The 24,314-nt window shown below is 57.9% G+C and carries 24 protein-coding genes; 7 read left to right on the top strand and 17 right to left on the bottom strand.

Annotation, left to right across the window (positions count from 1 at the left end):
* Window positions 1-13: 13 nt before the first annotated feature.
* From FX155_RS01550 to FX155_RS01500, 11 genes are all read right to left on the bottom strand, one after another.
* On the bottom strand, window positions 14-571 hold the full coding sequence (locus FX155_RS01550) for a hypothetical protein (RefSeq protein ID WP_154487547.1): 558 nt from the start codon (window positions 569-571) through the stop codon (window positions 14-16).
* A gap of 94 nt (window positions 572-665) precedes the next feature.
* A complete protein-coding gene (locus FX155_RS01545) occupies window positions 666-2,018 on the bottom strand; it encodes a PLP-dependent aminotransferase family protein (protein WP_154487545.1) in 1,353 nt (450 codons plus the stop codon).
* Between the two features lie 104 nt (window positions 2,019-2,122).
* Entirely contained in the window at window positions 2,123-2,758 is a 636-nt protein-coding gene (locus FX155_RS01540; RefSeq protein WP_012937587.1) for a V-type ATP synthase subunit D, read from the bottom strand.
* Window positions 2,759-2,761: 3 nt separating this feature from the next.
* Window positions 2,762-4,153: a V-type ATP synthase subunit B gene (locus FX155_RS01535; RefSeq protein ID WP_022487990.1), complete on the bottom strand. Its 1,392-nt coding sequence runs from the start codon at window positions 4,151-4,153 to the stop codon at window positions 2,762-2,764.
* Window positions 4,146-5,921, bottom strand: a complete 1,776-nt coding sequence (locus FX155_RS01530; RefSeq protein ID WP_347567374.1) for a V-type ATP synthase subunit A — start codon at window positions 5,919-5,921, stop codon at window positions 4,146-4,148. The genes FX155_RS01535 and FX155_RS01530 overlap by 8 nt, the downstream gene beginning before the upstream one ends.
* Window positions 5,922-5,927: 6 nt before the next feature.
* Window positions 5,928-6,254 (bottom strand): V-type ATP synthase subunit F, encoded by a 327-nt coding sequence (locus tag FX155_RS01525; RefSeq protein WP_022487988.1) that lies wholly within the window; start codon window positions 6,252-6,254, stop codon window positions 5,928-5,930.
* Window positions 6,255-6,280: 26 nt separating this feature from the next.
* The gene (locus tag FX155_RS01520) at window positions 6,281-7,276 is read right to left on the bottom strand and encodes a V-type ATPase subunit (protein WP_154487543.1); all 996 of its coding nucleotides are present in this window, start codon (window positions 7,274-7,276) and stop codon (window positions 6,281-6,283) included.
* A gap of 1 nt (window position 7,277) precedes the next feature.
* A complete protein-coding gene (locus tag FX155_RS01515; RefSeq protein WP_326831098.1) occupies window positions 7,278-7,886 on the bottom strand; it encodes a V-type ATP synthase subunit E in 609 nt (202 codons plus the stop codon).
* Between the two features lie 16 nt (window positions 7,887-7,902).
* Entirely contained in the window at window positions 7,903-8,379 is a 477-nt protein-coding gene (locus tag FX155_RS01510; RefSeq protein WP_022487985.1) for a V-type ATP synthase subunit K, read from the bottom strand.
* Window positions 8,380-8,393: 14 nt separating this feature from the next.
* Complete coding sequence (locus FX155_RS01505; protein WP_154487541.1) at window positions 8,394-10,250, bottom strand: V-type ATP synthase subunit I; 1,857 nt, start codon at window positions 10,248-10,250, stop codon at window positions 8,394-8,396.
* Window positions 10,244-10,555, bottom strand: coding sequence for a hypothetical protein (locus FX155_RS01500; protein WP_154487539.1), 312 nt, complete (start codon window positions 10,553-10,555; stop codon window positions 10,244-10,246). Before FX155_RS01500 ends, FX155_RS01505 begins: the two co-directional genes overlap by 7 nt.
* A 415-nt stretch (window positions 10,556-10,970) precedes the next feature.
* Between FX155_RS01500 and FX155_RS01495 the strand changes: the two genes are divergently transcribed.
* A complete protein-coding gene (locus FX155_RS01495; protein WP_154487537.1) occupies window positions 10,971-12,212 on the top strand; it encodes an aminopeptidase in 1,242 nt (413 codons plus the stop codon).
* Between the two features lie 42 nt (window positions 12,213-12,254).
* Here the strand turns inward: FX155_RS01495 and FX155_RS01490 are convergent, their stop codons facing one another.
* The 3 genes from FX155_RS01490 to FX155_RS01480 form a co-directional block, all read right to left on the bottom strand.
* On the bottom strand, window positions 12,255-13,649 hold the full coding sequence (locus tag FX155_RS01490) for an NAD-dependent succinate-semialdehyde dehydrogenase (protein ID WP_154487535.1): 1,395 nt from the start codon (window positions 13,647-13,649) through the stop codon (window positions 12,255-12,257).
* Window positions 13,650-13,810: 161 nt separating this feature from the next.
* Window positions 13,811-14,602 carry a 4,5-DOPA dioxygenase extradiol gene (ygiD, locus tag FX155_RS01485; protein ID WP_154487533.1) on the bottom strand — a complete coding sequence of 264 codons (792 nt, stop codon included), beginning with the start codon at window positions 14,600-14,602 and terminating at the stop codon, window positions 13,811-13,813.
* Between the two features lie 13 nt (window positions 14,603-14,615).
* Entirely contained in the window at window positions 14,616-15,599 is a 984-nt protein-coding gene (locus FX155_RS01480) for an alpha/beta hydrolase (protein WP_154487531.1), read from the bottom strand.
* 172 nt (window positions 15,600-15,771) lie between these two features.
* Between FX155_RS01480 and FX155_RS01475 the strand changes: the two genes are divergently transcribed.
* Both FX155_RS01475 and FX155_RS01470 read left to right on the top strand, forming a co-directional pair.
* Window positions 15,772-16,311: a PadR family transcriptional regulator gene (locus FX155_RS01475; protein WP_154487529.1), complete on the top strand. Its 540-nt coding sequence runs from the start codon at window positions 15,772-15,774 to the stop codon at window positions 16,309-16,311.
* A 141-nt stretch (window positions 16,312-16,452) separates the two neighbouring features.
* Window positions 16,453-17,409, top strand: coding sequence for a M23 family metallopeptidase (locus FX155_RS01470; protein ID WP_022487970.1), 957 nt, complete (start codon window positions 16,453-16,455; stop codon window positions 17,407-17,409).
* A 26-nt stretch (window positions 17,410-17,435) separates the two neighbouring features.
* On the opposite strand, the gene FX155_RS01465 is transcribed toward FX155_RS01470, so the two are convergent.
* Window positions 17,436-18,326: a LysR family transcriptional regulator gene (locus FX155_RS01465; RefSeq protein WP_195839597.1), complete on the bottom strand. Its 891-nt coding sequence runs from the start codon at window positions 18,324-18,326 to the stop codon at window positions 17,436-17,438.
* A 161-nt stretch (window positions 18,327-18,487) separates the two neighbouring features.
* Here FX155_RS01465 and FX155_RS01460 point away from each other — a divergent pair, with 161 nt between their 5' ends.
* Genes FX155_RS01460 through FX155_RS01445 form a run of 4 tightly spaced genes read left to right on the top strand, consistent with a single transcriptional unit; the run spans window position 18,488 to window position 21,669 of the window.
* Window positions 18,488-18,643, top strand: a complete 156-nt coding sequence (locus FX155_RS01460) for a hypothetical protein (protein WP_154487525.1) — start codon at window positions 18,488-18,490, stop codon at window positions 18,641-18,643.
* 45 nt (window positions 18,644-18,688) lie between these two features.
* Window positions 18,689-19,909, top strand: a complete 1,221-nt coding sequence (locus FX155_RS01455) for a pyridoxal phosphate-dependent aminotransferase (protein ID WP_154487523.1) — start codon at window positions 18,689-18,691, stop codon at window positions 19,907-19,909.
* Window positions 19,910-19,941: 32 nt separating this feature from the next.
* Entirely contained in the window at window positions 19,942-21,228 is a 1,287-nt protein-coding gene (locus FX155_RS01450) for an aminotransferase class V-fold PLP-dependent enzyme (protein WP_154487521.1), read from the top strand.
* A 15-nt stretch (window positions 21,229-21,243) separates the two neighbouring features.
* Entirely contained in the window at window positions 21,244-21,669 is a 426-nt protein-coding gene (locus FX155_RS01445; RefSeq protein ID WP_154487519.1) for a RidA family protein, read from the top strand.
* A gap of 35 nt (window positions 21,670-21,704) precedes the next feature.
* Here the strand turns inward: FX155_RS01445 and FX155_RS01440 are convergent, their stop codons facing one another.
* Both FX155_RS01440 and FX155_RS01435 read right to left on the bottom strand, forming a co-directional pair.
* Window positions 21,705-23,318 (bottom strand): putative polysaccharide biosynthesis protein, encoded by a 1,614-nt coding sequence (locus FX155_RS01440; protein WP_154487517.1) that lies wholly within the window; start codon window positions 23,316-23,318, stop codon window positions 21,705-21,707.
* 121 nt (window positions 23,319-23,439) lie between these two features.
* Window positions 23,440-24,288 carry a carcinine hydrolase/isopenicillin-N N-acyltransferase family protein gene (locus FX155_RS01435; RefSeq protein ID WP_154487515.1) on the bottom strand — a complete coding sequence of 283 codons (849 nt, stop codon included), beginning with the start codon at window positions 24,286-24,288 and terminating at the stop codon, window positions 23,440-23,442.
* Window positions 24,289-24,314: the final 26 nt, after the last annotated feature.

The following is a 24,314-nucleotide window of genomic DNA, read 5'->3' as shown; positions in this document are numbered from 1 at the left end:
CAATCACTCCTTTTTATTCCACTTCGGCCACATAGCCGTTTTCTCCGTCCGCCCGGAGGGCCAGCACATGGGGAGCCTGTTCCAGGAACAGCACCGCTTCCTGCTGGCGGATCTGGAGAGGACTGTTGAACACATCGGTGGGCACAAAGCCGTTCACCGGCAGCTGCCGGATCACCCCCAGGGAATCCTCCCCGATGACGGCCACTTCATTCAGATGGGTCTTGCCGGTGCCCCGGCGGCCGTAGCTGAGCACCAAGATATCCTGTTTTCCCGGACGGAAATCCAGTTTGTACAGGGCGTATTCCACCCCTTTCTGGAGGGTGCACAGGCCTACTCCGTCTCCCACCTGCCAGCCCAGCACCAGGACTTTTTCGCTGCCGGCGGCACCGGTAAGGCTGGCACTGATCTTCTGGGGAACCCCTTTCTGGAATTCCACCGTCAGAGGGGGCTGCAGCTGGCCGTTGGCGCTGAGGCTGTAACGGGGAGCAAAATACTGGGCCGCTTCCCCGGCCGCCGGCCCGCCCATCCCCAGCATCACGGCCAGAAGGGCAATTTCCCAGGTATTTTTCATACATCCACCTCCCCCAATGTTTGGGCTTTCATGATTTTTCTGTATCCTTTTTATTATACCCTACCCAGAGGAAAGAAGACAATTGTCTTTTCCTTTACTCCTCCAAGGCTTCCCGGAGGGCCTCCACTCCTGCCCGGATCTTTTCCTCTCCGATGCCGGCAAAGGACAGGAGGAATTCCGGAGGCCGGCCCGGTTCCGTACCCCGGACAGGGATCACCCGGACGCCTTTTTCCAGGGCCCGGGCGGCCAGTTCTTCTGCTGTCCCCGACCGATCCAGGGCAATGTGGAGATGGAGCCCGGAGCCGTAGCCCAGCAGCCGTACCTGGTCCCCGAACACGGCAGTCAGAGCTTCCTGGAGCAGCCGGCTCTTGGTCCGGTACAGGGTTCGGAGCTTCCGGATGTGCCGGGTCAGGTGCCCTTCTTCAATATAGGCCGCCAGGGCCAGCTGTTCCACAGTGGACGAGGTCTGGTTGTACCGGCCGGCAATGGCCCGGTAGGCAGGCAGCAGTTTTTCCGGCAGCACCAAAAAACTGATCCGCAGGGAAGGCAGCATGGTCCGGGAAAAGGACCCCAGATAGATGATCTGTTCCCGGTTCCCGAAGCTGTGGAGGGCAGGGGTGGGCCGGTGGAGGTAGCGGAATTCCCCGTTGTAGTCGTCTTCCAGCAGGTACACCCGCTCCAGCTGGGTGGCCACGATCAGGTTGTTCCGTTCTTTTTCCGTCAGGGCCCGTCCCTTGTAGGGATTGGCGGGAGAGATCATCAAAAGGCCGGGCCAGTCCCCTTTGGGGTCTGCCGGATCGTAGGCACAGGTTTCCCAGCCCATGAGATGGAAAATCTGTTCCGCCTGGGGGAACCCGGGGGCTTCCAGTCCCGCCACCTTCCGTTCCAGAGGCAGCAGGGGCAGCAGCACCAGCAGCAGGGTCTGGAGACCGGCTCCCACCAGGATCTGTTCCGGCCGGCACACCACCCCCCGGGAAGCGTAGCTGTACCGGGCCAGCACCTTCCGCAGTTCCGGTTCTCCCTGTGGATCCCCGTATCCGGCAATGGAGGCGGGATTCCGGAGCACCTGGTTCAGGCACCGGCGCCAGAGCACCGTGTCGAAAGTGGAGGTATCGATGTAATTGTTGGAAAAATTGTAAAGGACAGTCGGCCGGGCCGGATCCGGCGGGGTTTTCGGTTCCTCTCCCTCTTCCCGGGGCCGGTAGGCAGCCACCCGGTACCCCCGGTTGGGCAGGTTTTCCACCACTCCCTGGTCGATGAGGATCTGATAGGCTCCCTCCACGGTAGTCCGGCTCAGTTTCAGGTCCCGGGTCAGCTTCCGGATGGAAGGGAGGAAGTCCTGGGATCCCAGGTGGTGGAGCCGGATCTCACGGCAGAAATAAGCGGCCAGCTGCCGGTAAAGGGGACCCGCCCCCGGCTGTGCCCGGAAATTAAAAGTGGTCAGCAAAGAACCGTGCTCCTTTCAGTGCTGCTTTTCAGCAGGATATATGGTCACGGATATTGTAGCATAAAAAAACAGAGTGCTGCAGACAATCTGCAGCACTCTGCTTTTCACGCCTGTTTCGCCATGATTTCCTTGGCTTTCATCAGGCGTACGGTGCTGGCTCTTTCGTTTTCGCTGAGCTTCATGGTGATGTACTTGATGCTTTCCTGCATTTCCGGGATCATGACATATTCCAGGGCGTTGACCCGCCGGCGGGTCTTTTCGATTTCATCCGCCAGCATGTTGCAGGTCTTTTCCACTTCCGCCAGTTCCAGGAGATCCGGCAGGCAGGTGGTCAGTTCCGTCACCGCCGTATCCAGTTCCCCGGTGGTGAAGGCGAAGGAATAAGGCACCTGGGCCGCATCATCCGCCGTGGCCCCGGTATAGGTCAGGGTGGGCACATCCACGCTCATCACGTTCTTGCTTCCCACTTCGAACTCGGCACTCCGTGCCGGGTACAGCAGGGCTTCGTTCATGGTCAGGAATCCCATATGGGCCCGGGCCACCACGAAATGGTGGGACACGTTCTGGAGAGCTTTTTCCATTTTCAGCCGCAGTTCGTGGTTCCGGCGGATGTAGATCATGAACTGCCGGACCATTTCGTCCCGTTTGTCTTTCAGCAGTTTATGCCCCCGGACGGCGGTGGCCAGCCGGCGTTTCAGACGGGTCAGCTCCATCCGGGTAGGGTTTACGTTGGTAGCCATGGGTTATTCCCCCTTGGTGCCGTCCGCCGGTTTGTAGTACTTGTCCAGGTATTCATCCCGGATCCGTTTCAGCTCGCTGCGGGGCAGGATCCCCAGCAGCTTCCAGCCCAGATCCAGGGTCTCTTCGATGGACCGGTTGGTCCGGTACCCCTGGGACACGTATTCCTTTTCAAAGGCATCGGCGAATTGGGCATACAGCTTGTCCACTTTGCTGAGGGCCGAATCCCCCAGGATGGTGGCCAGTTCCTTGGCCTGTTTCCCCCGGGAATAAGCGGCGAACAGCTGGTTCATGGTATCCGCATGGTCTTCCCGGGTCTTGCCCTTGCCCACCCCTTTATCCTTCAGACGGGACAGGGAAGGCAGCACGTCGATGGGAGGGGTCAGCCCCTTCCGGTACAGTTCCCGGGACAGGATGATCTGGCCTTCGGTGATGTACCCGGTCAGGTCGGGGATGGGATGGGTCTTGTCGTCTTCCGGCATGGACAGGATGGGGATCATGGTAATGGACCCCTTCTTGCCCCGGATCCGGCCGGCCCGTTCGTACATGGTGGCCAGGTCCGTATACAGATACCCGGGGTAGCCCCGGCGTCCGGGGACTTCCTTCCGGGCAGCGGACACTTCCCGGAGGGCATCGGCATAGTTGGTGATGTCGGTGATGATGACCAGCACGTGCATATCCAGTTCAAAGGCCAGATATTCCGCTGCGGTAATGGCCATACGAGGGGTGGCGATCCGTTCTACCGCCGGGTCGTTGGCCAGGTTGATGAACATCACCGCACGGCTCAGAGCCCCGGTCCGGTTGAAGTCCTGCATGAAGAAGTTGGCTTCTTCGAAGGTGATCCCTACGGCGGCGAACACCACGGCGAATTTTTCATCGGTTCCCCGGACTCTGGCCTGCCGGGCGATCTGGGCAGCCAGCTGGGCATGGGGCAGACCGGAGCCGGAGAACACCGGCAGCTTCTGGCCCCGGACCAGGGTGTTCAGGCCGTCGATGGCACTGATCCCGGTCTGGATGAATTCCGAAGGATATTCCCGGGCTGCCGGATTCATAGGCTCCCCGTTGATGTCCTTGTATTCTTCCGGAATGATGGCCGGGCCTCCGTCAATGGGGTTGCCCATACCGTCGAACACACGGCCCAGCATGGCAGGGGACACCCCCAGCTGGATCCCGTGGCCCAGGAACCGGGCTTTGGCGGTAGCCGGCTGCAGCCCCTGGGAGTCCTCGAACAGCTGGACCAGGGCTTTGTCCCCGTCCACGGTAAGCACCTTCCCGTTCCGGACTTCCCCGTTCTGCTGGTGGATTTCCACCAGTTCGTCATAGGTTGCGCCTTTTACCTGGTCCACCAGCATCAGAGGGCCCACCACTTCACGGATGGTTTTGTAATCCTTACGCATTTTCTTCACCCTCTTCCGTCAGTTCTGCAAAGGCCTGCTCCAGTTCCCGGTTCAGCTGGCCGAATTTTTCCTTCCGTTCTTTTTCCGGAATGTACTTGGCACGGCCGATCTGTTCCCGGATGGGCATGTCGATCAGCTTGTCCAGCTTCACATGCTTGGTCATGGCATCCAGGGCCTTTTCATACCAGGTGATGATCAGCTTCAGCATATCGTACTGTTTTTCCAGGGAAGTGTAGGTATCCACTTCGTGGAAGGAGTTCTGATGCAGGAAGTCTTCCCGGATGGACCGGGCACATTCCATGGTGATCCGGTCCTTGAAGCCCAAGGCATCGATCCCTACCAGACGGACGATTTCGTTCAGGTTGGATTCTTCCTGGAGGATTTCCATGGCGGTCCCCACCAGTTTGGACCAGTCGGGAGCCACTTTGGCATCATAGTAGGCCCGGAGCCGGTCGGAATACAGGGAATAGCTCTGGAGCCAGTCGATGGCCGGGAAATGCCGGGCATAGGCCAGAGCCGAAGACAGGCACCAGAACACCTTCACAATCCGCAGGGTGGCCTGGGAAACCGGTTCGGAAATATCCCCGCCGGGAGGGGACACGGCCCCGATAGCGGAAACGGCGCCTACCCGGTCGTCCTTCCCCAGACATTCCACTTCCCCGGCCCGTTCGTAGTATTCGGCCAGACGGGAAGACAGGTACGCCGGGTACCCTTCTTCGCCGGGCATTTCTTCCAGACGGGAGGACATTTCCCGGAGGGCTTCTGCCCAGCGGGAGGTAGAGTCAGCCATAATGGCCACTTTGTACCCCATGTCCCGGTAATATTCCGCAATGGTGATGCCGGTATAGATGGACGCTTCCCGGGCGGCCACCGGCATGTCGGAGGTGTTGGCGATCAGCACGGTCCGCTTCATCAGAGGCAGGCCGGTGCGGGGGTCGTTCAGGGCCGGGAATTCGTTCAGCACGTCGGTCATTTCATTCCCACGTTCTCCGCAGCCCACGTACACGATGATGTCCGCATCCGCCCACTTGGCCAGCTGGTGCTGGATCACGGTCTTGCCGCTGCCGAAAGGACCGGGTACGGCGGCCACGCCCCCTTTGGCAATGGGGAACAGGGTATCGATGACCCGCTGGCCGGTAACCATGGGTTCTTCCGGAGGCAGCTTGGTCTTGTAGGGACGGGCCACCCGGACCGGCCACTGCTGAAGCATGGGATAGTCCTTCACATTCCCCTTGCTGTCCTTCAGTTTGTACACCGGGTCCAGGATGGTGGCTTCCCCTTCATAGACCCATTCCACAGTGCCGCTTTGGCCGGGAGGCACCATGATCTTGTGGAGCACGGCGGGGGTTTCCTGGACGGTACCGATCACATCGCCGCCGGACACCTGGTCCCCCACTTTGGCCACCGGCACGAACTGCCATTTCTTTTCCCGGTCCAGTTTGGGGACTTCCACCCCACGGCTGATCCGGTCCCCGGCCAGTTCATAGATTTTTTCCAGCGGGCGCTGGATTCCGTCGAAGATACTTTCGATCAGCCCGGGAGCCAGTTCCACGCTCATGGGAGAGCCGGTGGATTCCACCGGTTCCCCAGGCCCCAGGCCGGCCGTTTCTTCGTATACCTGGATAGAAGCCTTATCATCACGAAGCTCGATGACTTCACCGATCAGGCGCTTGTCACTGACGCGGACCATATCATGGAGCTGCACGTCCTTCATGCCTTCGGCGACAATCAGCGGGCCGGATACTTTCACGATCTTTCCACTCACGATTGTTCCCTACCCTTCCTTGAATAGAATATCGGCGCCTACTGCTTTTTCCACATTTTCCCGGACACGCTTCATGCCCAGTCCCAGGGATTTGTTCCCGGCCGGGATGGGGATGATAGCGGGAAAGGTAGCGGTAGCATATTCTGCGATCACGGTCTGGGCCTTCTGGGCTGCGGTTTCCGTAATGTAAATCACGGCATAGCCCTCATCGGCCAGACGGTGGATCCTGCGCTCTATCTGTTCCTGTTCTTCCTCGTAGAATACATCGAACCCTACGGCCTTGAAGATCATCACAGAGCTGGGATCGCCGATCACTGCAATTTTCTTTTTATCCATCTTGCTGCCTCCCATGCTTCCTGTGATCAGGCATAGACGCTGGGCAGCTGGGGTTCAAAACCGCCCTGGATGGCTCCGAAGATCATCCGCAGGGCTTCCGCCTCGGTTTCCCGGGCTTCCAGATACCCTACGATGGGTCCCAGGGTATGGGTGTCCCATCTGGCCCGGCGGAGGATCAGGCTCATGCCCTCTTCCATCCGGCGGGGAATGACCCCCAGCTCATTGGTCTGTGCAAATTCATTGATGGCCTGGACCAGTTCGGCTCCATGGCTCCCCTGGTTCAGCCGGGCTCCCAGCTGTTCCGGAGGCACATCCAGGCTTTCCTCGAACACCGTTTTGGGGATATCCCCACAGTCCACCAGGACCAGACGCAGCTGGGACAGCTCCCAGTGGAGGTTCTGGGCCCGGATCAGGCTGATGGTGTTCTGGTAATCCGCCCACAGGGAGAAGTAGTTTCGGATGAAGCCCCGCTCCTTTTTCCGGTCCAGCACCTCTTTGGCCTGGCGGAACAGGGCTCCGTCCAGGAGCGCGCTGAGCCGGAACGGATCCGCTTCCCGGGCCAGGTCCCCTTCGATTTCGTTGAGCACCTGGCAGTAAATGGGCGGCAGATCTTCATAATACTTGGTATGGACCATGTCCTTCAGCAGGTTCAGGTCGAAATTGCCTCCCTCCCGAAGGATGTCATCGGCCTGGATCCCCAGCAGCCGTGCCTTCAGCAGGCATTTCAGGTTGTGGGTATCCACCGGCAGCAGGAACAGGCCGGTAAGCTCCGGATCCGGGGTCAGTTCCTTGATCCGTTTCCGGGTCAGCTGCATCTGGGCCCGGATGATCAGGTCGATTTCTCCCCGGACCACTTCCTGTTCCGTGGCCACGTTTTCCCCATAGCCGGTTTCCAGCAGCAGCTTCATGGCTGTCTTCGTACTGTCCGCTTCCGCGATCCGCCGCAGCTGGGCGGCGGTGAGCAGATGGGTGGACAGGACGCTGATCCGGCCCAGGGCATATTCATAACTGGGCTGGGGCATATTACTTCACCTCCGCGCCAAACAGGAGCTCTGCCACGCGGTATTCCTCCCCGGTCCGTACGTCTTCCAGCAGGGTGGCGAAGGAGCCGTCATAATCACAGGTCTCCCCTTCGATGAGCACACCGTCGGTGAACTCCGCCTCTTTGTCCGAAAGGGTCAGGGACCCGTTCCGGCCCTGGGCCTTCAGCTCTTTGTTCAGCCGGTCCAGGAATCCCTTTTCATACCGGGGGCGGTCCTTGGCAGGCACCACCAGGGTTTCCCGGCCGGTAAGATCCGCTTCCAGGATGATCCGCCCGATCAGTTTCTCCCATTGTTCCTGGGGCAGGGCTTCCAGCTGCTCCCGGGCCCGGTCAAAGGCCTCCTGGAGCACTTTCCGCTTGCTGGCCAGGTTCTCTTTCCGGCTCTGCAGTTCGGCAATCAGCTGCAGACGGCCTGCAGCCTCTTTGGCATCCACCTGGGATTTGGCCTGGATTTCCCGGACCTGTTCCTGGGCTTTGGCCAGGATCTGTTCCTTTTCCTTCCGGGCCTTTTCCTGGGCTGCTGCTCCGATGGCTGCCGCGTCCCGCTTCGCTTCTTCTTCTATTTTCTGAATGATTTTATCGCCAGACACGACGGGTCACCCTTTCTTATAATTTGATCCCGTTCACCATGATGAAGGAAATCAGCAGACTCAGCACGGCGTAGGTTTCCACCATAGCCGTCAGGATAATGCCTTTACCGGTTTCTTCCGGCCGTTTGGCGGTCAGGTAGATGCCGGAGGCAGCCACTTTCCCCTGGTAAATGGCGGACAGCAGGCCCCCGATGCCCATGGGCATGGCGGCGAACAGATAGGCCAGGCCCTGGAAGGTGGTCAGGTCCTTTACGTTCCCGTCGATGACTCCCAGGTTCAGGATGATGATAAAGGCGATCAGCAGGCCATAAATGCCCTGGGTACCAGGCAGAGCCTGGAGCACCAGCACGTTACCGAATTTGTCCGGATCTTCGCTGACCACGCCGGAAGCGGCCTGCCCGGCAATCCCTACACCAATGGCACTGCCAACCCCTGCCAGAGCTGCAGCCGTTGCTGCTCCACCAAATGCCAGCGCTGTTCCTAAAGTAATCATAATGAAATCCTCCCTTATTTCGTAATATCCGTATACTTGGTCCGGAGTGCCAAAGGCAGGAACGCCCGGCCGCCGGCTTCATAAAACTTGCCGAAGAACTCGATGTACTGCAGACGGCTGCTGTGCACGAAGGCACCCAGCACGTTGATGATGATGTTGAAATAGTGACCGGCCAGAAGCACCAGGATGGCGGCCACAATGCCCACCGGTCCTGCACTCCAGAGCATCTGGGCCACCGTGTTGATGACCATGGCGATGACCCCGGTGGCCAGTCCCAGGGCAAAGATCCGGGAATAGCTCAACAGATCGCTGAGATAGCCGCTGATGTTGTACAGAGTCAGCAGCCCTCCCAGGAGCCGGCTGACGATGCCTTTTTTCTCCCGGCCTCCAAAAAGGATGATGATCCCGGCACCCAGCCAGGCCAGGTATTTGCCCACAGGCCCCGGAACCAGAGCCATCAGGAAAAAGCCCAGGAACATGATCAGCCAGCTGATCTGGTCACAGACCGCTCCCACAATGTCTCCCTCCCGGAAGAGCATGTAGACCTTCACCAGCATGCCGGCCACCAGATGGATGGCCCCCAGGCCGAAGCACAGGGCCAGCATCTTCAGGGGTTCCTTCATGGGGACAAAGAGCAGAGGTTTCCACTCCAGCCCGAACCAGCCTCCGAACATGGCCCCCCACAGGATGGTGGAAATGCTGCCGAAGAAAATCACCATGGCCAGCTGCCGGGCAAAGCCCGTAGGCCGGAACTTCTTCAGAGCGAAATACAGCATCACCGTGAGCACCAGCCCGTAGCCTGCGTCCGAAAGCATCATCCCGAAAAAGATGAAATGGAAAGGAGCCATGATCAGGTCCGGATCGATGGACCCGGCTTTGGGCAGAGAGTACAATTCCACTACGCTTTCGTAGGGTTCTACCAGCTTCCCGTTTTCCAGCACCGTGGGAGGGATCTCCCCTTCCGCCGGGTCGGCAAAGGTCAGCTGGTAAGCATCGGTGACGCCCTGGACCACTTTTTCCACCCGCTGGACCCGGTCCTTCCGGACCCAGCCCTGTACCTTGAAGGCACTGACGGTTTCCACCCCGCCGTTCTGGAGACGGTCATGGGCGGCGTTCAGCTGGTCGTAGTACAGTTCCACCTGCTGTTTCTGAGGGATGCTTTGCCGGGTTTCCTCTTTCAGCCGGGTGATCCGACTTTCCTTTTCTTCCGCTTCCTGGAGCAGTTCCTTCCGGACATCCGCTGCCAGGCCGCTGCGCTTGGGCAGCACCGCCTCGCTGAAATCATGTTCCTTCAGGAGATGCTTCACCTCATTGTCAGCGTCTTCATAAGCCAGGATCACCATGGCCTGGCCGTCCTGGGTCAAGTCATAGAGGCTCACATCCGCCAGGAGGCTGCTGATGGCCTTCTGGAATTCCGGCAGTTCCTTTTCCGGCAGGAAACCCACATGGCAGCGGGTGGTTTCCGTAAAGCTCAGCTGCTCCAGGGGAATATCCAGTTTCAGCCAGGGATCCAGGCTTTCTGCCTGAGTCCGGAGGGCGGCCGCTTCACTTTCCAGGGAAGCGATCTTGCTGGCCGTAGTATCCAGTTTCTCCGTCAGCTGCCGGCCTTCCTGGGTCTCTTTCAGGAAATTTCCATAGGAAATGGCTTCTTTTTGGGGAAACAGAGGATTCTTGGCACCGTTCTGGACCAGGAACTGGAGCACCTGGCCGGTCTTATCCAGCTGGGCGCTGACTTTTTCTGATCCGGGCAGGGCCTTGGTTCCCGCTTCCGGTTCCAGCATCACACTCCCGTCCTTCTGGAGGGCCAGGAGCAGGGCATCGCGATCGGCTTTCAGAGCATAGAGGGTCAGTTTTTGCATGGGTACTAACATTCGATCACGACCTTCTTCATAATATACTGGACTGCCCCATCCAGATTTTTCCGGGCTTCCGCCGCCTGGGCCTCATCCCGTTTCCGGTTTTCTTCCACCAGGGCGTCTGCTTCCTGTTTGGCCTGGGTTTCCGCCTGGGCAATGGCTGCGGCGGCCTGTTTCCGGGCTTCCGCAATCAGGGCGTCCGCCTCCTTGTGGGCTTCTGCCTGAGCATCCCGTACGGTGTTCCGGGCTTCCAGGGTGGCCTGTTTCTTCAGGTCATCCGCCTTCTGTTCGGCATTTTTGATGTCTTCCAGCATGGACATGGTATCACCACCTTTGCACAGGGAAGGCTGTGCCTTCCGGATTCCAATGAAAAATAAAATTGCGGTAACAATATAGTATTTCAACAAAAACAGAAAAATTCCTGCTGGTATACTATAGACCCATTATACTATACTGTATCTATTTTTGTAACATAAACTTTGTGGAAATTTAAGAGTTTTTCCTGACTTTGTTCCATTATCAAAAGTTTTTGTATCATTTGGTACAAATATAAAAAGAGGCGCTGCCTGCACAGCAGCCTTCTCAACGGTCAGCGGCCAAAAGAAATCCATTTCAGCAAATTGATTTTGAGCCAGTACAAACCGTAGGGGCGTTGGCCCCGCTCCCTTCCATTGGCCTGTTCCTGTTTTTCCGCTATAATAGATTCATACTAACACTGTAAAGGAGAGATTTTCCATGGATATACAAGAAACCCTGACCCGGCAGCTGCCTTTGTATGCCCGGGTGCTGGTGAAGAAAGGAATCTGCCTCCAGAAGGACCAGATCCTGGTGATCAACGCCCCGGTGGAGGCCAGTTCTTTCGCCACTCTGCTGACGGAAGAGGCCTATCGGGCCGGTGCTTCCCAGGTGGTGTTCAACTGGTACTGCAACGGCACCACCCGGCTCCGGTACGAATATGAAACCCAGGACAAGTTTGAATCCGTCCCGGGCTGGCGCAGCGAATTCAACCTGTACTACTACCGGAAGGGAGCGGCCTTCCTGAGCCTGATCTCCGCAGACCCCTATGCCATGAAGGGCATCGACCGGAACAAGATCATGGCCTGGCAGAAGGCGTTCCACCAGGCGGTAAAGGAGTATTCCGACGGGATGATGGCTTCCAAGACCAACTGGCTGGTGGCCGCCGTCCCCAGTACCGTTTGGGCCCGCCTGCTGTATCCGGATCTGCCGGAACAGGAAGGAAGGGACCGGCTGTGGATCCAGCTGCTGGATGCGGCCCGGTGTCTGGGAGAAGACCCGCTGGCGGACTGGGACAAGCATCTGGCAGAGCTGAAACAGCGGCGGGAATGGCTGACCGCCCAGCAGTTCACTTCCCTGGAATATAGAAACAGCCTGGGCACCCATCTCACCGTGGGCCTGCCGGACCGTCACATCTGGCAGGGCGGAGCCGAAACTACCGGCCGGGGCTTTTTGTTCAACGCCAACATCCCCACGGAAGAAGTCTATTCCGCTCCCCAGGCGGATCGGGTGGACGGGGTGGTGTGCAGCACCCGGCCTCTGGTGTACAGCGGCAATCTCATTGAAAATTTCCGGCTGTCCTTTAAAAACGGAAAAGTGGTGGAGGCCACGGCAGAAAAAGGAGAAGAAATCCTGAAAGACCTGCTGAAAATGGACGAAGGCGCCTGCCGGCTGGGGGAAGTGGCTCTCATTCCCTACCACTCCCCCATTTCCCTTATGGACAGGGTTTTCTACGAAACCCTCCTGGACGAAAACGCCTCCTGCCACCTGGCCCTGGGAGATGCCTATCCCACCTGTGTGGAAAAGGGAGCGGACATGAGCGACGAAGAGCAGAAAAAAGCCGGCCTCAACGATTCCATGATCCACGTGGACTTCATGGTGGGCAGCCCGGATCTTTCCATCACCGGGATCCGGAAAGACGGCACCCGGGTGCCCGTGTTCGTGGACGGGGATTGGGCGTAAAAAAAGGGGGGGTGTGAAAAAATTCACACCCCCTTTTAATTTTTACTTCCCGTGCCGTTCCCATACAGCCTGAGGAATGAACACCAGGTGCTGATTCACGAAGGTATCGAATCCGCTCCGGGACAGTTCGTGGCCGTAACCGGAATTCTTTACGCCTCCGAAGGGCAGTTCCGGCAGAGAGGTCCAGCCATGATTGATGAAGCTCATACCGGTTTCGATCCGGGCCGCCACCCGGCCTGCATGGTCCATATCACTGCTGAACACCGTGTTCCCCAGTCCATAACTGGAATCATTGGCCAAGGCAATGGCTTCCTCTTCGTCCCGGACTTTGTATACCACACCTACCGGGCCGAAGACTTCTTTGTTGTAGAGGGGATTGTCTTTCGTCACATCGGTCAGGATGGTGGGCATCACGAAATAACCGGGGCTCTCGATAGGCTGGTTCCCGTACACCACCCGGGCACCGGCCTGGACAGCCTGGTCAATGGCGGCCAGCACATCCCGCTTGGCTGTGGCGGAGGACAGAGGTGCCAGCGTGGTAGCCGGATCCATGGGATCCCCCCATTGGGCGGAAGCAAAGACTTCGGTCAGATCCTGGAGGAACCGGTGATAGTTCTTTTCCGTCACGATGAACCGTTTGGAAGAAACACAGACCTGCCCTGCATTGTACAAACGGGCGGCAAACAGCTGGGACTTCACTTCGTCCATATCCGCATCATCCAGGACAATGAAGGCATCATTGCCCCCCAATTCCAGGGAGGAAGGCTTCAGGGCCTTTCCGGCATGCTCTGCTACAGAGGAACCTCCCCGTTCCGATCCTGTCAGGCAGGCTCCGGCCACCCGGGGATCCTCGATGATCCGGGAAACCTGATCATAGCTGGCAAACAGATTCTGGAAAGCTCCTTCCGGAGCCCCCGCTTCCCGGACCAGGGCTTCAAAGGCCAGGGCAGAGCCAGGACAATTGGAGGCATGTTTCAGCAGCAGCGGATTCCCTATGATGAAGTTGGGAGCAAACACCCGCATCACCTGATAGAAGGGAAAATTCCAGGGTTCCACCGCCATGATCACACCTCGGGCCTGTTTCAGGATATAGGCTTTGCCGGCAGGGGTTTCCACCGGTTCCCGAGCCAGGAATCCATCCGCCTGGTCCGCATAATATTCGGCAATGGCGGCGCAGAGGGACACTTCTCCCTGGGCTTCCACAAACAGTTTGCCCATGTCTTTGGTCATGGTTTCCGCATACCGGTCCAAATCCCTCCGGAGCAGTGCGGCTACCTGACGCAGGACAGCTTTCCGGCCTTCCACATCATTGTCTTGCTGCCAGGCCTGATATTGTCCATAGGCCCGTTCCAGGGCTTTTTCCACCCCAGCATCGGACAGATTTTCATAGGACTGGAGCACTTCATTGGTATAGGGGTAAATCGTCTGATAAGCCATCTTTGTTCCTCCTTTATTTTTTTCAATTGTATTTATGTCGTTTACAGTTAACCATATTATACGATATGGCTTCCAGAAGCGCAAGTGTTTTTAAGAATTTTTATTAATTAAAAAGGAACTGTTGCATATGCAACAGTTCCTGCAGCAGCCCTGTATTCTCTTTATTTCTCCATCCCCCAGGCATACCCGGTCATAGCCATGGATCCCAGGTTGCAGACTTTGTTGACCACCTGGGCCCGGTCGCTTCCGGCGGCTCCCAGGCACACCAGCAGGGGCAGGTAGTGGTCCGGAGTGGGTACGGCATACGCCGCATCCGGATGGGATCCGAACCCGATCACCTTGTCCGTGTCTCCCTGGAGCACCGCTTCGGTAATATAGTCATTGAACCGGAGAGTGGCGGCAGAACCGCCCTTGTTGTCCCATTCCACTTCCCGGAGGTTGTGGACCACGTTGCCGCTGCCCAGGATCAGATATCCCTGTTTCCGGAGATCTGCCAGCTTCCGGCCCAGCTGGAATTCTTCCTCATGGGAAATATCCCCGTCCACGGACAGCTGGACCACGGGAATATCCGCCTTGGGGAACATGTGCACCAGCACCGTCCAGGCCCCGTGATCGATGCCCCAGTCGTCATTGACGGCCACGGCGGAACCCAGCAGTTCCTGCACCTTCCCGGTCAGTTCCCGGTCCCCTTTGGCGGGATACCTCACCTGGTACAGTTCCTTGGGGAACCCATACATGTCATAGACCTGCCGGGGTTCCGGGGCGCTCTGGACGAAGGTCCCGTGGGTATACCAGTGGGCGGACACCATGAGGATGGCCTTGGGTTTGCCGAACTGCTTTTCCACGGCCCGGCCGATCCGGTCCATCCCTTCCGTGATTGCATTGTGTGCCAGGGCAATCATGGGGCTGCCATGGCCGGAAAACACCACCGGCATGATTTTCTGATCTTCCATGGTTTCTCTCCTTTTATTTCAGATACTTGTCAAAGAAATCTCCAATCACCTGGAGCACATTGTCCTGAACCCAGTACACGCCTCCATGGGCGGCTCCGGGGATTTCGTACCGTTCTGCCGGCACCCCCTTGGTTTTCAGGGCCTGGTACAGCAGGTCCGTCTGGCCCGGGGACACCACTTTGTCCGCCGTCCCGTGCATCAGCAGCATGGGGGCGCTGTTTTTCCCGATATAGGCAATGGGGTTGGCTGCTTCCGTGGCTTTGGGATCGGCGCTGACCCCGCCGTCTTTTCCGCCGAACACCGGACTGCCGTTGATCCACAGGGCTTCCGTGGCTCCGGCGGACTGATGGAGCTTCTGGTTTTCCGGGCGGTAGTCCATGCCCACCCGGCTCAGGTCGGAGAGCCCGTAGAGATCCACGGCACAGTTCACCTGGCTGGATTCCTGGAGGTTCTCTCCCTTGTCAAAGGTCCTGGTGCCGCTGGTGGTCCCTGCAAAAGCGGAGAGATAACCCCCGGCGCTGCCTCCCACGATGCCGATCCGGTTTTTGTCGATGTTCCATTTGTCCGCATGGGCCCGAAGATACCGGATGGATGCCTTCACATCTTCCAAGGGTTCCGGGAACCGGGCGGTGGGCGCCACCCGGTAGGTAATGCTGGCTACCACATAGCCTTTTTCCGCCAGGTAGTTCCGCAGCTGGACCCCGTTGTCCCGGTTGGCGTTGATGAAGCCCCCACCAGTGACAAAGACGATGGCGGGCATTTTCTCTTTTTTCTGGGGCTGGAGCAGATCCATGGCCATGGGCACATTGGGATAGCCCCGGGTGGGCACCTGTTCATAGACCACACCGGAAATCTGCTTCACTTCCGTTTTCACCGGAGTCACCTCCAGGGTCTTGCTGGCATAATGCTCTGCCCCTTCTGCCCCGGAAAATCCCGTCATGCCCAGCAGCAGCAGACTGGACAGCACCAGCCGGCTCATTTTTCCTTTCATTTTCATAAAACTGCCTCCCTCACTCGCTCTCAGACTGTCTTCCTCCTGCTGAAGGAAAACATGTAAATATTTACATGTTTTGGTTGTCACGAGTGTAGCATGTTGGCAGACAGGCTGTCAATATGCCTGGATGTCCTTTTTTCTATGATATAATACAACGGAAGAAAGGAGCCCTCCCATGACGAAAGAAAACACCCTCCAGTATGTTCTGCTGGGCCTTTTGGCCAAGCAGGATCTCACCGGCTACGACATCAGGAAGATCTTTGCCCAGGAAGTGGGAGACTTCTGGAGCGCCCGGCACAGCCAGGTGTATCCGGAACTCCGGAAGCTGGAAGAAAGCGGACAGATCACCAGCTATACCGGCACTGTGGGCACCAAGCTCCAGAAAAAATACTACCGCCTGGCCCCTTCCGGCCGCCAGCGGCTTCGGGACTGGCTGGCCCAGCCTTTTGGCAGCATCATGCCCACCCGGGACGAATTCACCATGAAGCTGTACCTGATCCGCAGCCGGAAAGACCCCCAGCTCCGGCAGCTGTTCCTGGAAGACATCCGGCGCCACGAAGAACGGCTGTCCCACCTCCGGCTCCGCTGGCAGCTGCTGTTCCCCAACCAGGAAGACCGGGAAAAAGAATACGGCCACGCCCTGATCCTCCAGGAAGCCATCCAGCGGGAAACCCGGAAGCTGGAGTGGGAAAAGAAGCAGTTGGCGGAGATTTAACAATTTGTAAATTTTTTGGGGAAACGGTTGAAGGCACCGGATTTTCGCGATAAAATATTGACTCGGTAGTCAAGATGTGCAGAACAATCGAAGAGTTGTACAGGACGTGCCGCTGGCACGTCCTTTTTGTAAGGAGCAGGTATGGAGAAAAAGGAACTGACGGATAAATTGAAAGGAATCAAGGGGATCCTCCCTTCCGGGCACCTGGTGGGAGCCGGTTTTTCTTTCCAGTGGAAAGATGCAGACGGACAGATCCAGGAATTCCATGCAGGGCCCAAGCTGCTGGTGGGCTTTTGCGGTGCCTTCCTGGCCAGCCTAATGGGGCTGGCGGTGTGTGCCGGGCTGCTGTTCAAGGCCTGGGACGAACAGACGGAACTGGCCAACTACCGGGCGGACTATGGGGTCTACACGGAACGGCTGGCCAAGCTCATGGATGACAATGAAAAGCTCCAGCGGGAACTGGCCCAGGTGGTCCAGGTGGAAAACGCCGTCCGCCAGAAGCTGGCCAAGGACGGGGTGAAAATCGGAGAAGATGCCGTGGACAAAAAGTCCAAGGAACTGGACAAAGGGGGCCAGGGAGGCTCCACCACCGCTGACCAGCTTTCCGTACTGGAAGTCCAGGATGAAATCAACTGGAAGAAGCTGGCCTACAAGAAGGAAAACCTCACCAACATGCTGCTGGCCCTGTCAGATACCGGGGACGGCACCTACGGCTGGCCGGTGAGCGGCGGGGAGATCAGTTCCTTCTTCGGTCTCCGGGCAGATCCTTTCGGGAACGGCAGTGATTACCATCCCGGGGTGGACATCGCCGTGGATTACGGCACCCCCATCAAGGCATCCGCTGCCGGAACGGTGGAAGATGCCCAGTGGAACGGGGGCTACGGCCGGTTCGTCAGCATCAACCACGGCAACGGGCTCACCACCTGCTACGGCCACATGAGCGCCATCGCCGTCCAGCCGGGCCAGACCGTACGCCGGGGAGACATCATCGGCTACGCCGGCAGCAGCGGCTACAGCACCGGCCCTCACGTGCATTTCGAAGTGCGCCAGAACGGGAGTCCGGTGAATCCGCTGAATTTTGCAAGGCCGGTGGGATAAAAAAGGAGCTGTGAAGAAATGAATCCTCATTTCTTCACAGCTCCTTTTTCCAATTCCTGAAAATGCTTTTGGAGGGCGGTGGCCATTTCTTTTACCCAGAGCCGGTCTTCTCCCTGACGGCAGGCCAGGTACAGCCGGTGGAAAGGAGTCCTTTCCGCCAGGGGGAATACGGAAAATCCTCTTTCGCCCATGGCGGCGGCCACCGACCGGGGCACCAGCATCCAGTCTTCCGGAGCCTGGAAATACTTTTCGGCGGTGGGTGTGCTGTTCACCCGGATCTTGCTGTCCATGGCCCGCCAGTACTGATCATGCCAGCTGCGGAATTCTTCCGTGAAGATCTGGAAGATTTCCTGTTTCCCGTTGAGGTCTTCCATGGAAATGACCTTTTTCCCCTGGAAGTCTCCCGGATCCTTCATCACCACCAGGAACGGCTCTTCGTGGAGCAGCACACTGACCAGTCCTCTGTTGGAAAGGGGGAACTGCACAATGCCCACATCCAGCATCCCTTCCAGCAGCAAATCCCGGATTTCCACACTGTGATGGTCTTCCAGGGTAAGGCTGCACCTGGGATGCTCCCCCAGGTAATCCTGGAGGAACCCGGCCAGGAAATATTCCTGGGCACTGCGCATGCACCCAAGCCGCAGCAGATACCTTTCCTTTTCTTCCCGAAAAGAAAGCCCTTCCTCGTACAATTCCAGCATATGGACCGCCACCCCCAGGAACTGTTCTCCCTTCCCGGTCAGTTCCGCTTCCTGCCGCCCTTTGCTCCGCAGCAGCAGCGGATATCCCAGTTCCTCTTCCAGCCGGGCCAGCCGTTTGCTGAGGGTGGATTGGGTCAGATAAAAATTCTTGGCGGTCTGGGTCATGTTCCGGGTCCGGCAAAGATCCCGGAACAGGTAGAGTGATTCCGTATCCATTTTTCCGTTCCTTTTAATAGTCGTTTTTAGAATATTATAAAGTAAAATAAGTTGTTTTACAACTGTTTCCTTCTGACTTATACTGAAACCATCCAAGGAAAACATTCCTGAGAAACAGAAAGATTGATAAAGAGAGGGTGAGTGCTATGAAAAAGAGCTTCATGGATAAATTACTGACTGGTTTGGAAAAAGACGAATTCATCCGGACCCGTCTGGCGGGAAAACTGGCATCCGCCCCGGTTCCCGGAAAGAAATCGTCTGCCTCCGTCAGCTGCCGCTGCCAGCAGGCAAAAGCCACTGTCCTGCCGGGAATGTAAAAAACATTCAGCAACAGCGCAATCTATAAAAAAGGAGAATCAACCATGGATCTGATGACAGCAAAATTCCAGCGTTTGGGAATCGACAATGCTCCGGGACAGGAAAGCCGGCAGCAAAAAGTGGAACTGGATCTGCGGGGAGAACCCCTGCCCGGTCCGGCGGTCAACTTCTCTCACGGCGACGTGGACGCCCACCAGCCGGCTCCCGGCACCCTGGAAACCTTTGTGGAAGGGTTCCGGAAAGGGGGCTGCGTGGCCTATACGGAATACCGGGGCGGAGAAGATATCCGGAAAGATGTGGCAGCCAAACTGGCAGCCTTCACCGGAGCTCCCATCGACCCGGAAACGGAACTGATCCTGACCCCCGGGACCCAGGGGGCTCTGTTCCTGGCCCTGGGCAGCCTGGTGGGCAGGGGCGACAAAGTGGCCATCGTGGAACCGGATTACTTCGACAACCGGAAACTGGTGGAATTCTTTGAAGGGGAACTGGTTCCTGTAAAACTGGACTACCTGAGCCAGGATAAAAATGCCGGAGTGAATCTGGCGGCCCTGGAAGAATCTTTCAAACAGGGTGTGAAGCTGTTCCTGTATTCCAACCCCAACAACCCCACCGGCGTGATCTTTTCTGAAGAAGAGACCCGGGAAATCGCCCGGCTGGCGAAAAAATACCATGTAATCCTCCTGGTGGACCAGCTGTATTCCCGGCAGATCTTTGACAATCATCCCTATACCCATCTCCGGGCCCTGCCCGAAGCCGACCGTCCGGACAGCCTGCTGACCATCATGGGACCGTCCAAGACCGAATCTCTCAGCGGGTTCCGTCTGGGCACGGCTTTCGGTTCCTCCTGGATCATCGACCGGATGGAAAAACTACAGGCCATTGTGACCCTCCGGGCCCCGGGCTACAGCCAGTATGTGTTCCGCAGCTGGTTCCGGGAACCGGAAGGATGGCTGAAGGACCGGATTGCCGTCCATCAGGCCATCCGGGATGATCTGATTGCCCTGGTCCGGAGCCATGCAGGATGCAGCGTCCGGAAAACCGAAGGAGGCAGCTATATTTTCCCCACTCTGCCGCCTATGGACGTGAGCATCAGTGATTTTGCCAAGATCGTCCGGAAACTCACCGGTGTCATCATCACTCCGGGCACAGAATTCGGTCCCCAGTTCACCCACAGTTTCCGGGTGAACTTCTCCCAGGATCCCCAAAATACCCATGATGCCATTGACCGGGTGCTCCAGATCATGGAACGGTACCGCAGCCGGTAACAGCAGGTAAATTCAGTACAGGAGGCCAAACTATGGAAAAACATTTTGTATTCGATCCGGAACTGCAGAAGGAAATCAAAAGCAGATTCTGTTATATGGATGAGAATCCCCTGGGCCGGAAACGGCTGTTCTTTGAAAACTCTGGAGGCTCCCTCCGTCTCAAAGCCTGTGTGGAAGCCAAGGCCCGCTATGAGCAGATCCCTGACTGTCCCCTCCGGTATCATGATGTTTCCCTGAAGCTCCATGAAGTGAAGGACAAGGGGATCCGGGACCTGATGGAAGTGCTTTTTGGCGCTGCCCCGGGAGAAGGAGCCCTGGTGACGGAACTGACCCCTTCCAAGGTCACCTTCAGTATCACCCGGGCCATTGTGGAAAATGTGCCGGGGACCAATGTGGTCACCACGGCCATCGAGCATCCTTCCGCCTACGATGCCGCCCGGATGTATGCGGAAAAGACCGGGAAGGAATTCCGGGTGGCCAGGGCCAATCCGGAAACCGGCGGGGTGGATGTGGAGGAAATCCTGAAGCTGGTGGACCAGGACACCTGCCTGCTCAGTGTCATGAGTGCCTCCAACATCTCCGGGAAAGTGTTCCCCATGAAGGAAATCGTGGAAAAAGCCCGGCAGATCAAACCGGATCTGTTCATCCTCTCTGATGCGGTACAGCACGCTCCCCATGCAGCCCTGTACGCCCATGACCTGCAGCTGGACGGACTGGTGATCGCTCCCTACAAAGCCATGGGTATCCGGGGCTGCGGCTATGGATACGTCTCTGACCGGGTGGCCGCCCTGCCCCATGACAAACTGCTGGCCAAACCGGAAAAGGAATGGGAGCTGGGTACCTACCCTCACGCCAACTTCGCAGCCATGAGTGCCATGGTGGACTACATCTGCTGGATCGGCCGTCACTATACAGACAGCCAGGATCGGCGTACCCAGTATGTGACAGGTTTCCAGTACTGCCACGCCCACGAAAACAGCCTGTTGGAACGGATGCTGGAAGGCACCGAAGCCCTGCCGGGTCTGCGCCACATCCCGGGAGTGGAGCTGTATTTCGATGGACCGGTGGATGACAGCCGGGACCTGGTGGTGGCCATGGGTCTGAAAGGGATGGATTACACCACACTCCGGGAAGAATATGACAAACGGGGGGTACTGGTCTTCGAACGGATCAACACCAGTGAATATTCCAAGCGGATCGTGGAATCCCTGGGCCGCACCGGCCTGCTGCGGGTATCCCCTCTCCACTGCCACGACTTCAGCGATATCGACCGTTTCCTGGAAGTCACCTGGGACATTGCCAAAGCCCAGGGCTGCTGAGAAAGGAGTCTTCCAATGAAAAATCCCATCCCTCAGGGGAAATATGTACCGGCAGCCCGCAGCGGACGGCTCATTGCCACTGCCGGCATGACCCCCAGGAAAGAAGGCGTCCTGATCATGCAGGGCAAAGTCCAGGGGGCGGTTCCCCTGGAAACCTATCGGGAGGCGGTGGTCCAGGCGGCGGCCAATGCCCTGACAGCCGCCCGGAACCAGCTCCGGACCGGAGAAATGCTGGAAAAGATCCTACGGATGGACGTGTACGTGAACGGAGCTCCGGATTTTACCGCCCACCCCAAACTGGCGGATTTTGCTTCTGAATACCTGCTGGAAGAACTGGGAGACGCCGGCCGGTGTGCCCGCTGTGCCCTGGGCATGGCTGGGCTCCCGGGCAACGCTCCGGTGGAAATCAGCCTGCTGGCTGTGGTGAAGGAGAAGGAATGAAAAAAGAGGCTGTTGCACGCGCAACAGCCTCTTTTTTACAGCAATTTCAGTTTCTTCCCCACCATCACCATTCTCCTTCCCAGGAAGGGGATCTGGTTCAGTTCTTCTTCGGGCATGGTCTTCAGCACCAGGAGCAGGAGGCCGTAGACGGGAATGGCTACGGCCATGCCGCCCAAGATGCTCCAGGCACCCCAGTTGGGCACCAGGGCCAGGAAGCCTTTCACCGCCGCTCCCATGACCAGGGCAGCCAGGGCGGTTTTTCCCAGCTGCTTCAGTTCCAGGGAGAAGCCGGTGTACTTTTTAATGAAGAAAAGGTTCAGGATGGCGGCGATCCCGATATCCGCCACAGTGGCCCAGGAGGACCCCACGATTCCCAGGGTGGGGGTCAGGTTCCAGTTCAGGAGCACTTTGGAAGCCGCCGCAATGATCATATTGATCACCGGGATCTTGGTCTTCCCCAACCCCTGGAGGATCCCGGTGCTCACCTGATGGAGCCCCAGGAGGAAAATGGCCCAGCTCATGGTCTCAATGGAGGGCCCGGCCTTGGGGGCGTTATAAATCAGGGCCGCCACCCGTCCTCCCAGTACATGAAGGCCGATGCTGCAGGGAATGGTGATTACCGCCGCCACGGAGAAGGCCGCCGCCACTTTTTCCCGGATCCCTTCCCTGTCTTCCAGCACCCGGGATTCACTGATGGCAGGCACCAGACTGATGGACAGAGCCGCCGTCAGGATGGTGGACATGTTGATGAGAGGCACCGCCATGCCGGTGAGATACCCGAACAGAGTGGTGGCTTCGGACATGGACCAGCCTCCCACCATGAGCCGCCGGGGCACGATCATCATGTCCAGGTTGGACACAATGGGCAGCATCAGGCTGGACATGGATACGGGCAGGGCCAGGGCGATGAGCCGGCGGATGATTTTCCCGGCCGGTTCCTGTTCCGCTTCCGGCACCTTCTGTTCCCCTTTGGGGAAGAATTTGTGCTTCAGCCGGAGGTAGAACACCTGGAGGAGCAGGAGGCCGCACAGGGCCCCGGCCCCAGCCCCCATGCTGGCCCCGGCTGCCGCATAGGTGAGACCGTAGGGCATCAGCAGATAGGAAAAGGCGATCATGGTGACCACCCGGACCAGCTGCTCGGTGATTTCCGAACAGGCGGTGGGAGTCATGATCTGCCAGCCCTGGAAGTACCCCCGGAAGCTGGAAAGGAAGGTAACGAAGAACACCGCCGGTGCCAGGGCGATGATGGAATAGTAGGCCCGGGGATCCGGGATGATCCCGGAAGACACCAGCCATCTGGCCATCACCAGCAGGCACAGGGAGAAGAACAGTCCGGTGCAGAACAGCATCCGCAGGGATACCCGGAACACCCGCTGGGCCCCGGTATAGTCCTCCTTGGCCACTTTTTCCGCGGTGATGATGGAAATGGCCACCGGGATCCCGGCGGAAGAAACGGTGATGGCCATGAGATAGATGGGGAAGCCCATCTGGTACAGACCAATGCCTTCGCCCCCCATGACCCGGGAGAGGATCACCCAGTTCAGGGCCCCGATCACCTTCACCACGATGCTGGAAATGGTGAGAATCAAAGTACCCTTCAAAAATTTTTTCGTCTTGCTGTTGCCGGAAGTTTGTCCTTGCTGTTCCATACTGCCCTTCCTTTATCGGTTTCTGCAGGAACCCCGACGGGTCCGCCGGGCTCCTGGGATTTGCACTGTAATTGTATTATTTTATCATATTTTGGCAGGTTGTGGGCATTTCTCCCATGGATCAGGGAAATAAATGTTCTCCATCCAGCTGATACTCATCCTCCCTTCCCTGGTCTCCGGGGCTGTAGCGGATCTTGACAAACACATCCGGCCGAGCTCCCGGATGCAGCCACACCCCAAAAGCAGCAAGGGTCTGAGGTCCGTCCGGCCGGCTGCCCAGCCGCCAGATGCTGTTGTCCGGTCCTTCCGCCTTGTCTTGGCTGAAGCGGATCAAATCTTCCAACACATACGGGGTCTGCTGGCTTGCCAGCAGTTCTTCGATCCGGCGGTACCGGTGCCGAGCCGAAACGCCCTCTTTCAGATTCAGACGCTGGAACTCCGGGCTCAGATAAAAATTGGTATGGGAAAGGGTACCGTTGCTGACCCGGCGCACAGCCACCTGGTCATGATCCCCCACTTCCACCCAGGCCAGTTCAGAAGCATCTGCCAGCAGCAGGAATTTGGGACCTCCCAAATCCGTACCCCTGGCCAGCGCCTCTTCTACTGTGGCACAGCTGCCCAGAAGTTCTTTCAGCGCCCCCTTTCCCCAAGGCCCCATGGCCAGCCGTTCCTTTCGCGGGATGCTGCTGGCAGATGCTGAGAACACCGCCAGGCCGGCTTCATTAACCCCGCCTTTGAGAGCCATATGGTTTTCCGCTCCCCCATAGATTCCATAATACCGGTATAAAGGTCCCTGGACCAGCCGCATTTCCTGATATTCCGGCCGCCAGTCCCGATTCTTTACAAGCAGACTTCCCCCTCCCAAGACCCGGCTCCCCTGAGCTCCGAACAGAGTGCATCCCCAGGCGGCAGCCGCCGGCAGCCAGGCGGCCAGGCAGACTGGGAGAAGTTTCCTTACTGAAATTCCCATGATGGATTCCTTCCCTTTCTTTGTCT

The organism is Acidaminococcus fermentans (assembly GCF_009696675.1).
Taxonomy (GTDB): Bacteria; Bacillota; Negativicutes; order Acidaminococcales; family Acidaminococcaceae; genus Acidaminococcus.
This window is presented reverse-complemented; position numbering and strand designations above follow the sequence as displayed.

Bases quoted from the DNA above. Each gene is read 5' to 3' on its own strand.
- FX155_RS01550 (WP_154487547.1), bottom strand. From the start codon at position 571: ATGAAAAATACCTGGGAAATTGCCCTTCTGGCCGTGATGCTGGGGATG.
- FX155_RS01540 (WP_012937587.1), bottom strand. From the start codon at position 2,758: ATGGCTACCAACGTAAACCCTACCCGGATGGAGCTGACCCGTCTGAAA.
- FX155_RS01535 (WP_022487990.1), bottom strand. From the start codon at position 4,153: ATGCGTAAGGATTACAAAACCATCCGTGAAGTGGTGGGCCCTCTGATG.
- FX155_RS01525 (WP_022487988.1), bottom strand. From the start codon at position 6,254: ATGGATAAAAAGAAAATTGCAGTGATCGGCGATCCCAGCTCTGTGATG.
- FX155_RS01520 (WP_154487543.1), bottom strand. From the start codon at position 7,276: ATGCCCCAGCCCAGTTATGAATATGCCCTGGGCCGGATCAGCGTCCTG.
- FX155_RS01510 (WP_022487985.1), bottom strand. From the start codon at position 8,379: ATGATTACTTTAGGAACAGCGCTGGCATTTGGTGGAGCAGCAACGGCT.
- FX155_RS01505 (WP_154487541.1), bottom strand. From the start codon at position 10,250: ATGTTAGTACCCATGCAAAAACTGACCCTCTATGCTCTGAAAGCCGAT.
- FX155_RS01500 (WP_154487539.1), bottom strand. From the start codon at position 10,555: ATGTCCATGCTGGAAGACATCAAAAATGCCGAACAGAAGGCGGATGAC.
- FX155_RS01495 (WP_154487537.1), top strand. From the start codon at position 10,971: ATGGATATACAAGAAACCCTGACCCGGCAGCTGCCTTTGTATGCCCGG.
- FX155_RS01490 (WP_154487535.1), bottom strand. From the start codon at position 13,649: ATGGCTTATCAGACGATTTACCCCTATACCAATGAAGTGCTCCAGTCC.
- ygiD (WP_154487533.1), bottom strand. From the start codon at position 14,602: ATGGAAGATCAGAAAATCATGCCGGTGGTGTTTTCCGGCCATGGCAGC.
- FX155_RS01480 (WP_154487531.1), bottom strand. From the start codon at position 15,599: ATGAAAATGAAAGGAAAAATGAGCCGGCTGGTGCTGTCCAGTCTGCTG.
- FX155_RS01475 (WP_154487529.1), top strand. From the start codon at position 15,772: ATGACGAAAGAAAACACCCTCCAGTATGTTCTGCTGGGCCTTTTGGCC.
- FX155_RS01470 (WP_022487970.1), top strand. From the start codon at position 16,453: ATGGAGAAAAAGGAACTGACGGATAAATTGAAAGGAATCAAGGGGATC.
- FX155_RS01465 (WP_195839597.1), bottom strand. From the start codon at position 18,326: ATGGATACGGAATCACTCTACCTGTTCCGGGATCTTTGCCGGACCCGG.
- FX155_RS01460 (WP_154487525.1), top strand. From the start codon at position 18,488: ATGGATAAATTACTGACTGGTTTGGAAAAAGACGAATTCATCCGGACC.
- FX155_RS01455 (WP_154487523.1), top strand. From the start codon at position 18,689: ATGGATCTGATGACAGCAAAATTCCAGCGTTTGGGAATCGACAATGCT.
- FX155_RS01450 (WP_154487521.1), top strand. From the start codon at position 19,942: ATGGAAAAACATTTTGTATTCGATCCGGAACTGCAGAAGGAAATCAAA.
- FX155_RS01445 (WP_154487519.1), top strand. From the start codon at position 21,244: ATGAAAAATCCCATCCCTCAGGGGAAATATGTACCGGCAGCCCGCAGC.
- FX155_RS01440 (WP_154487517.1), bottom strand. From the start codon at position 23,318: ATGGAACAGCAAGGACAAACTTCCGGCAACAGCAAGACGAAAAAATTT.
- FX155_RS01435 (WP_154487515.1), bottom strand. From the start codon at position 24,288: ATGGGAATTTCAGTAAGGAAACTTCTCCCAGTCTGCCTGGCCGCCTGG.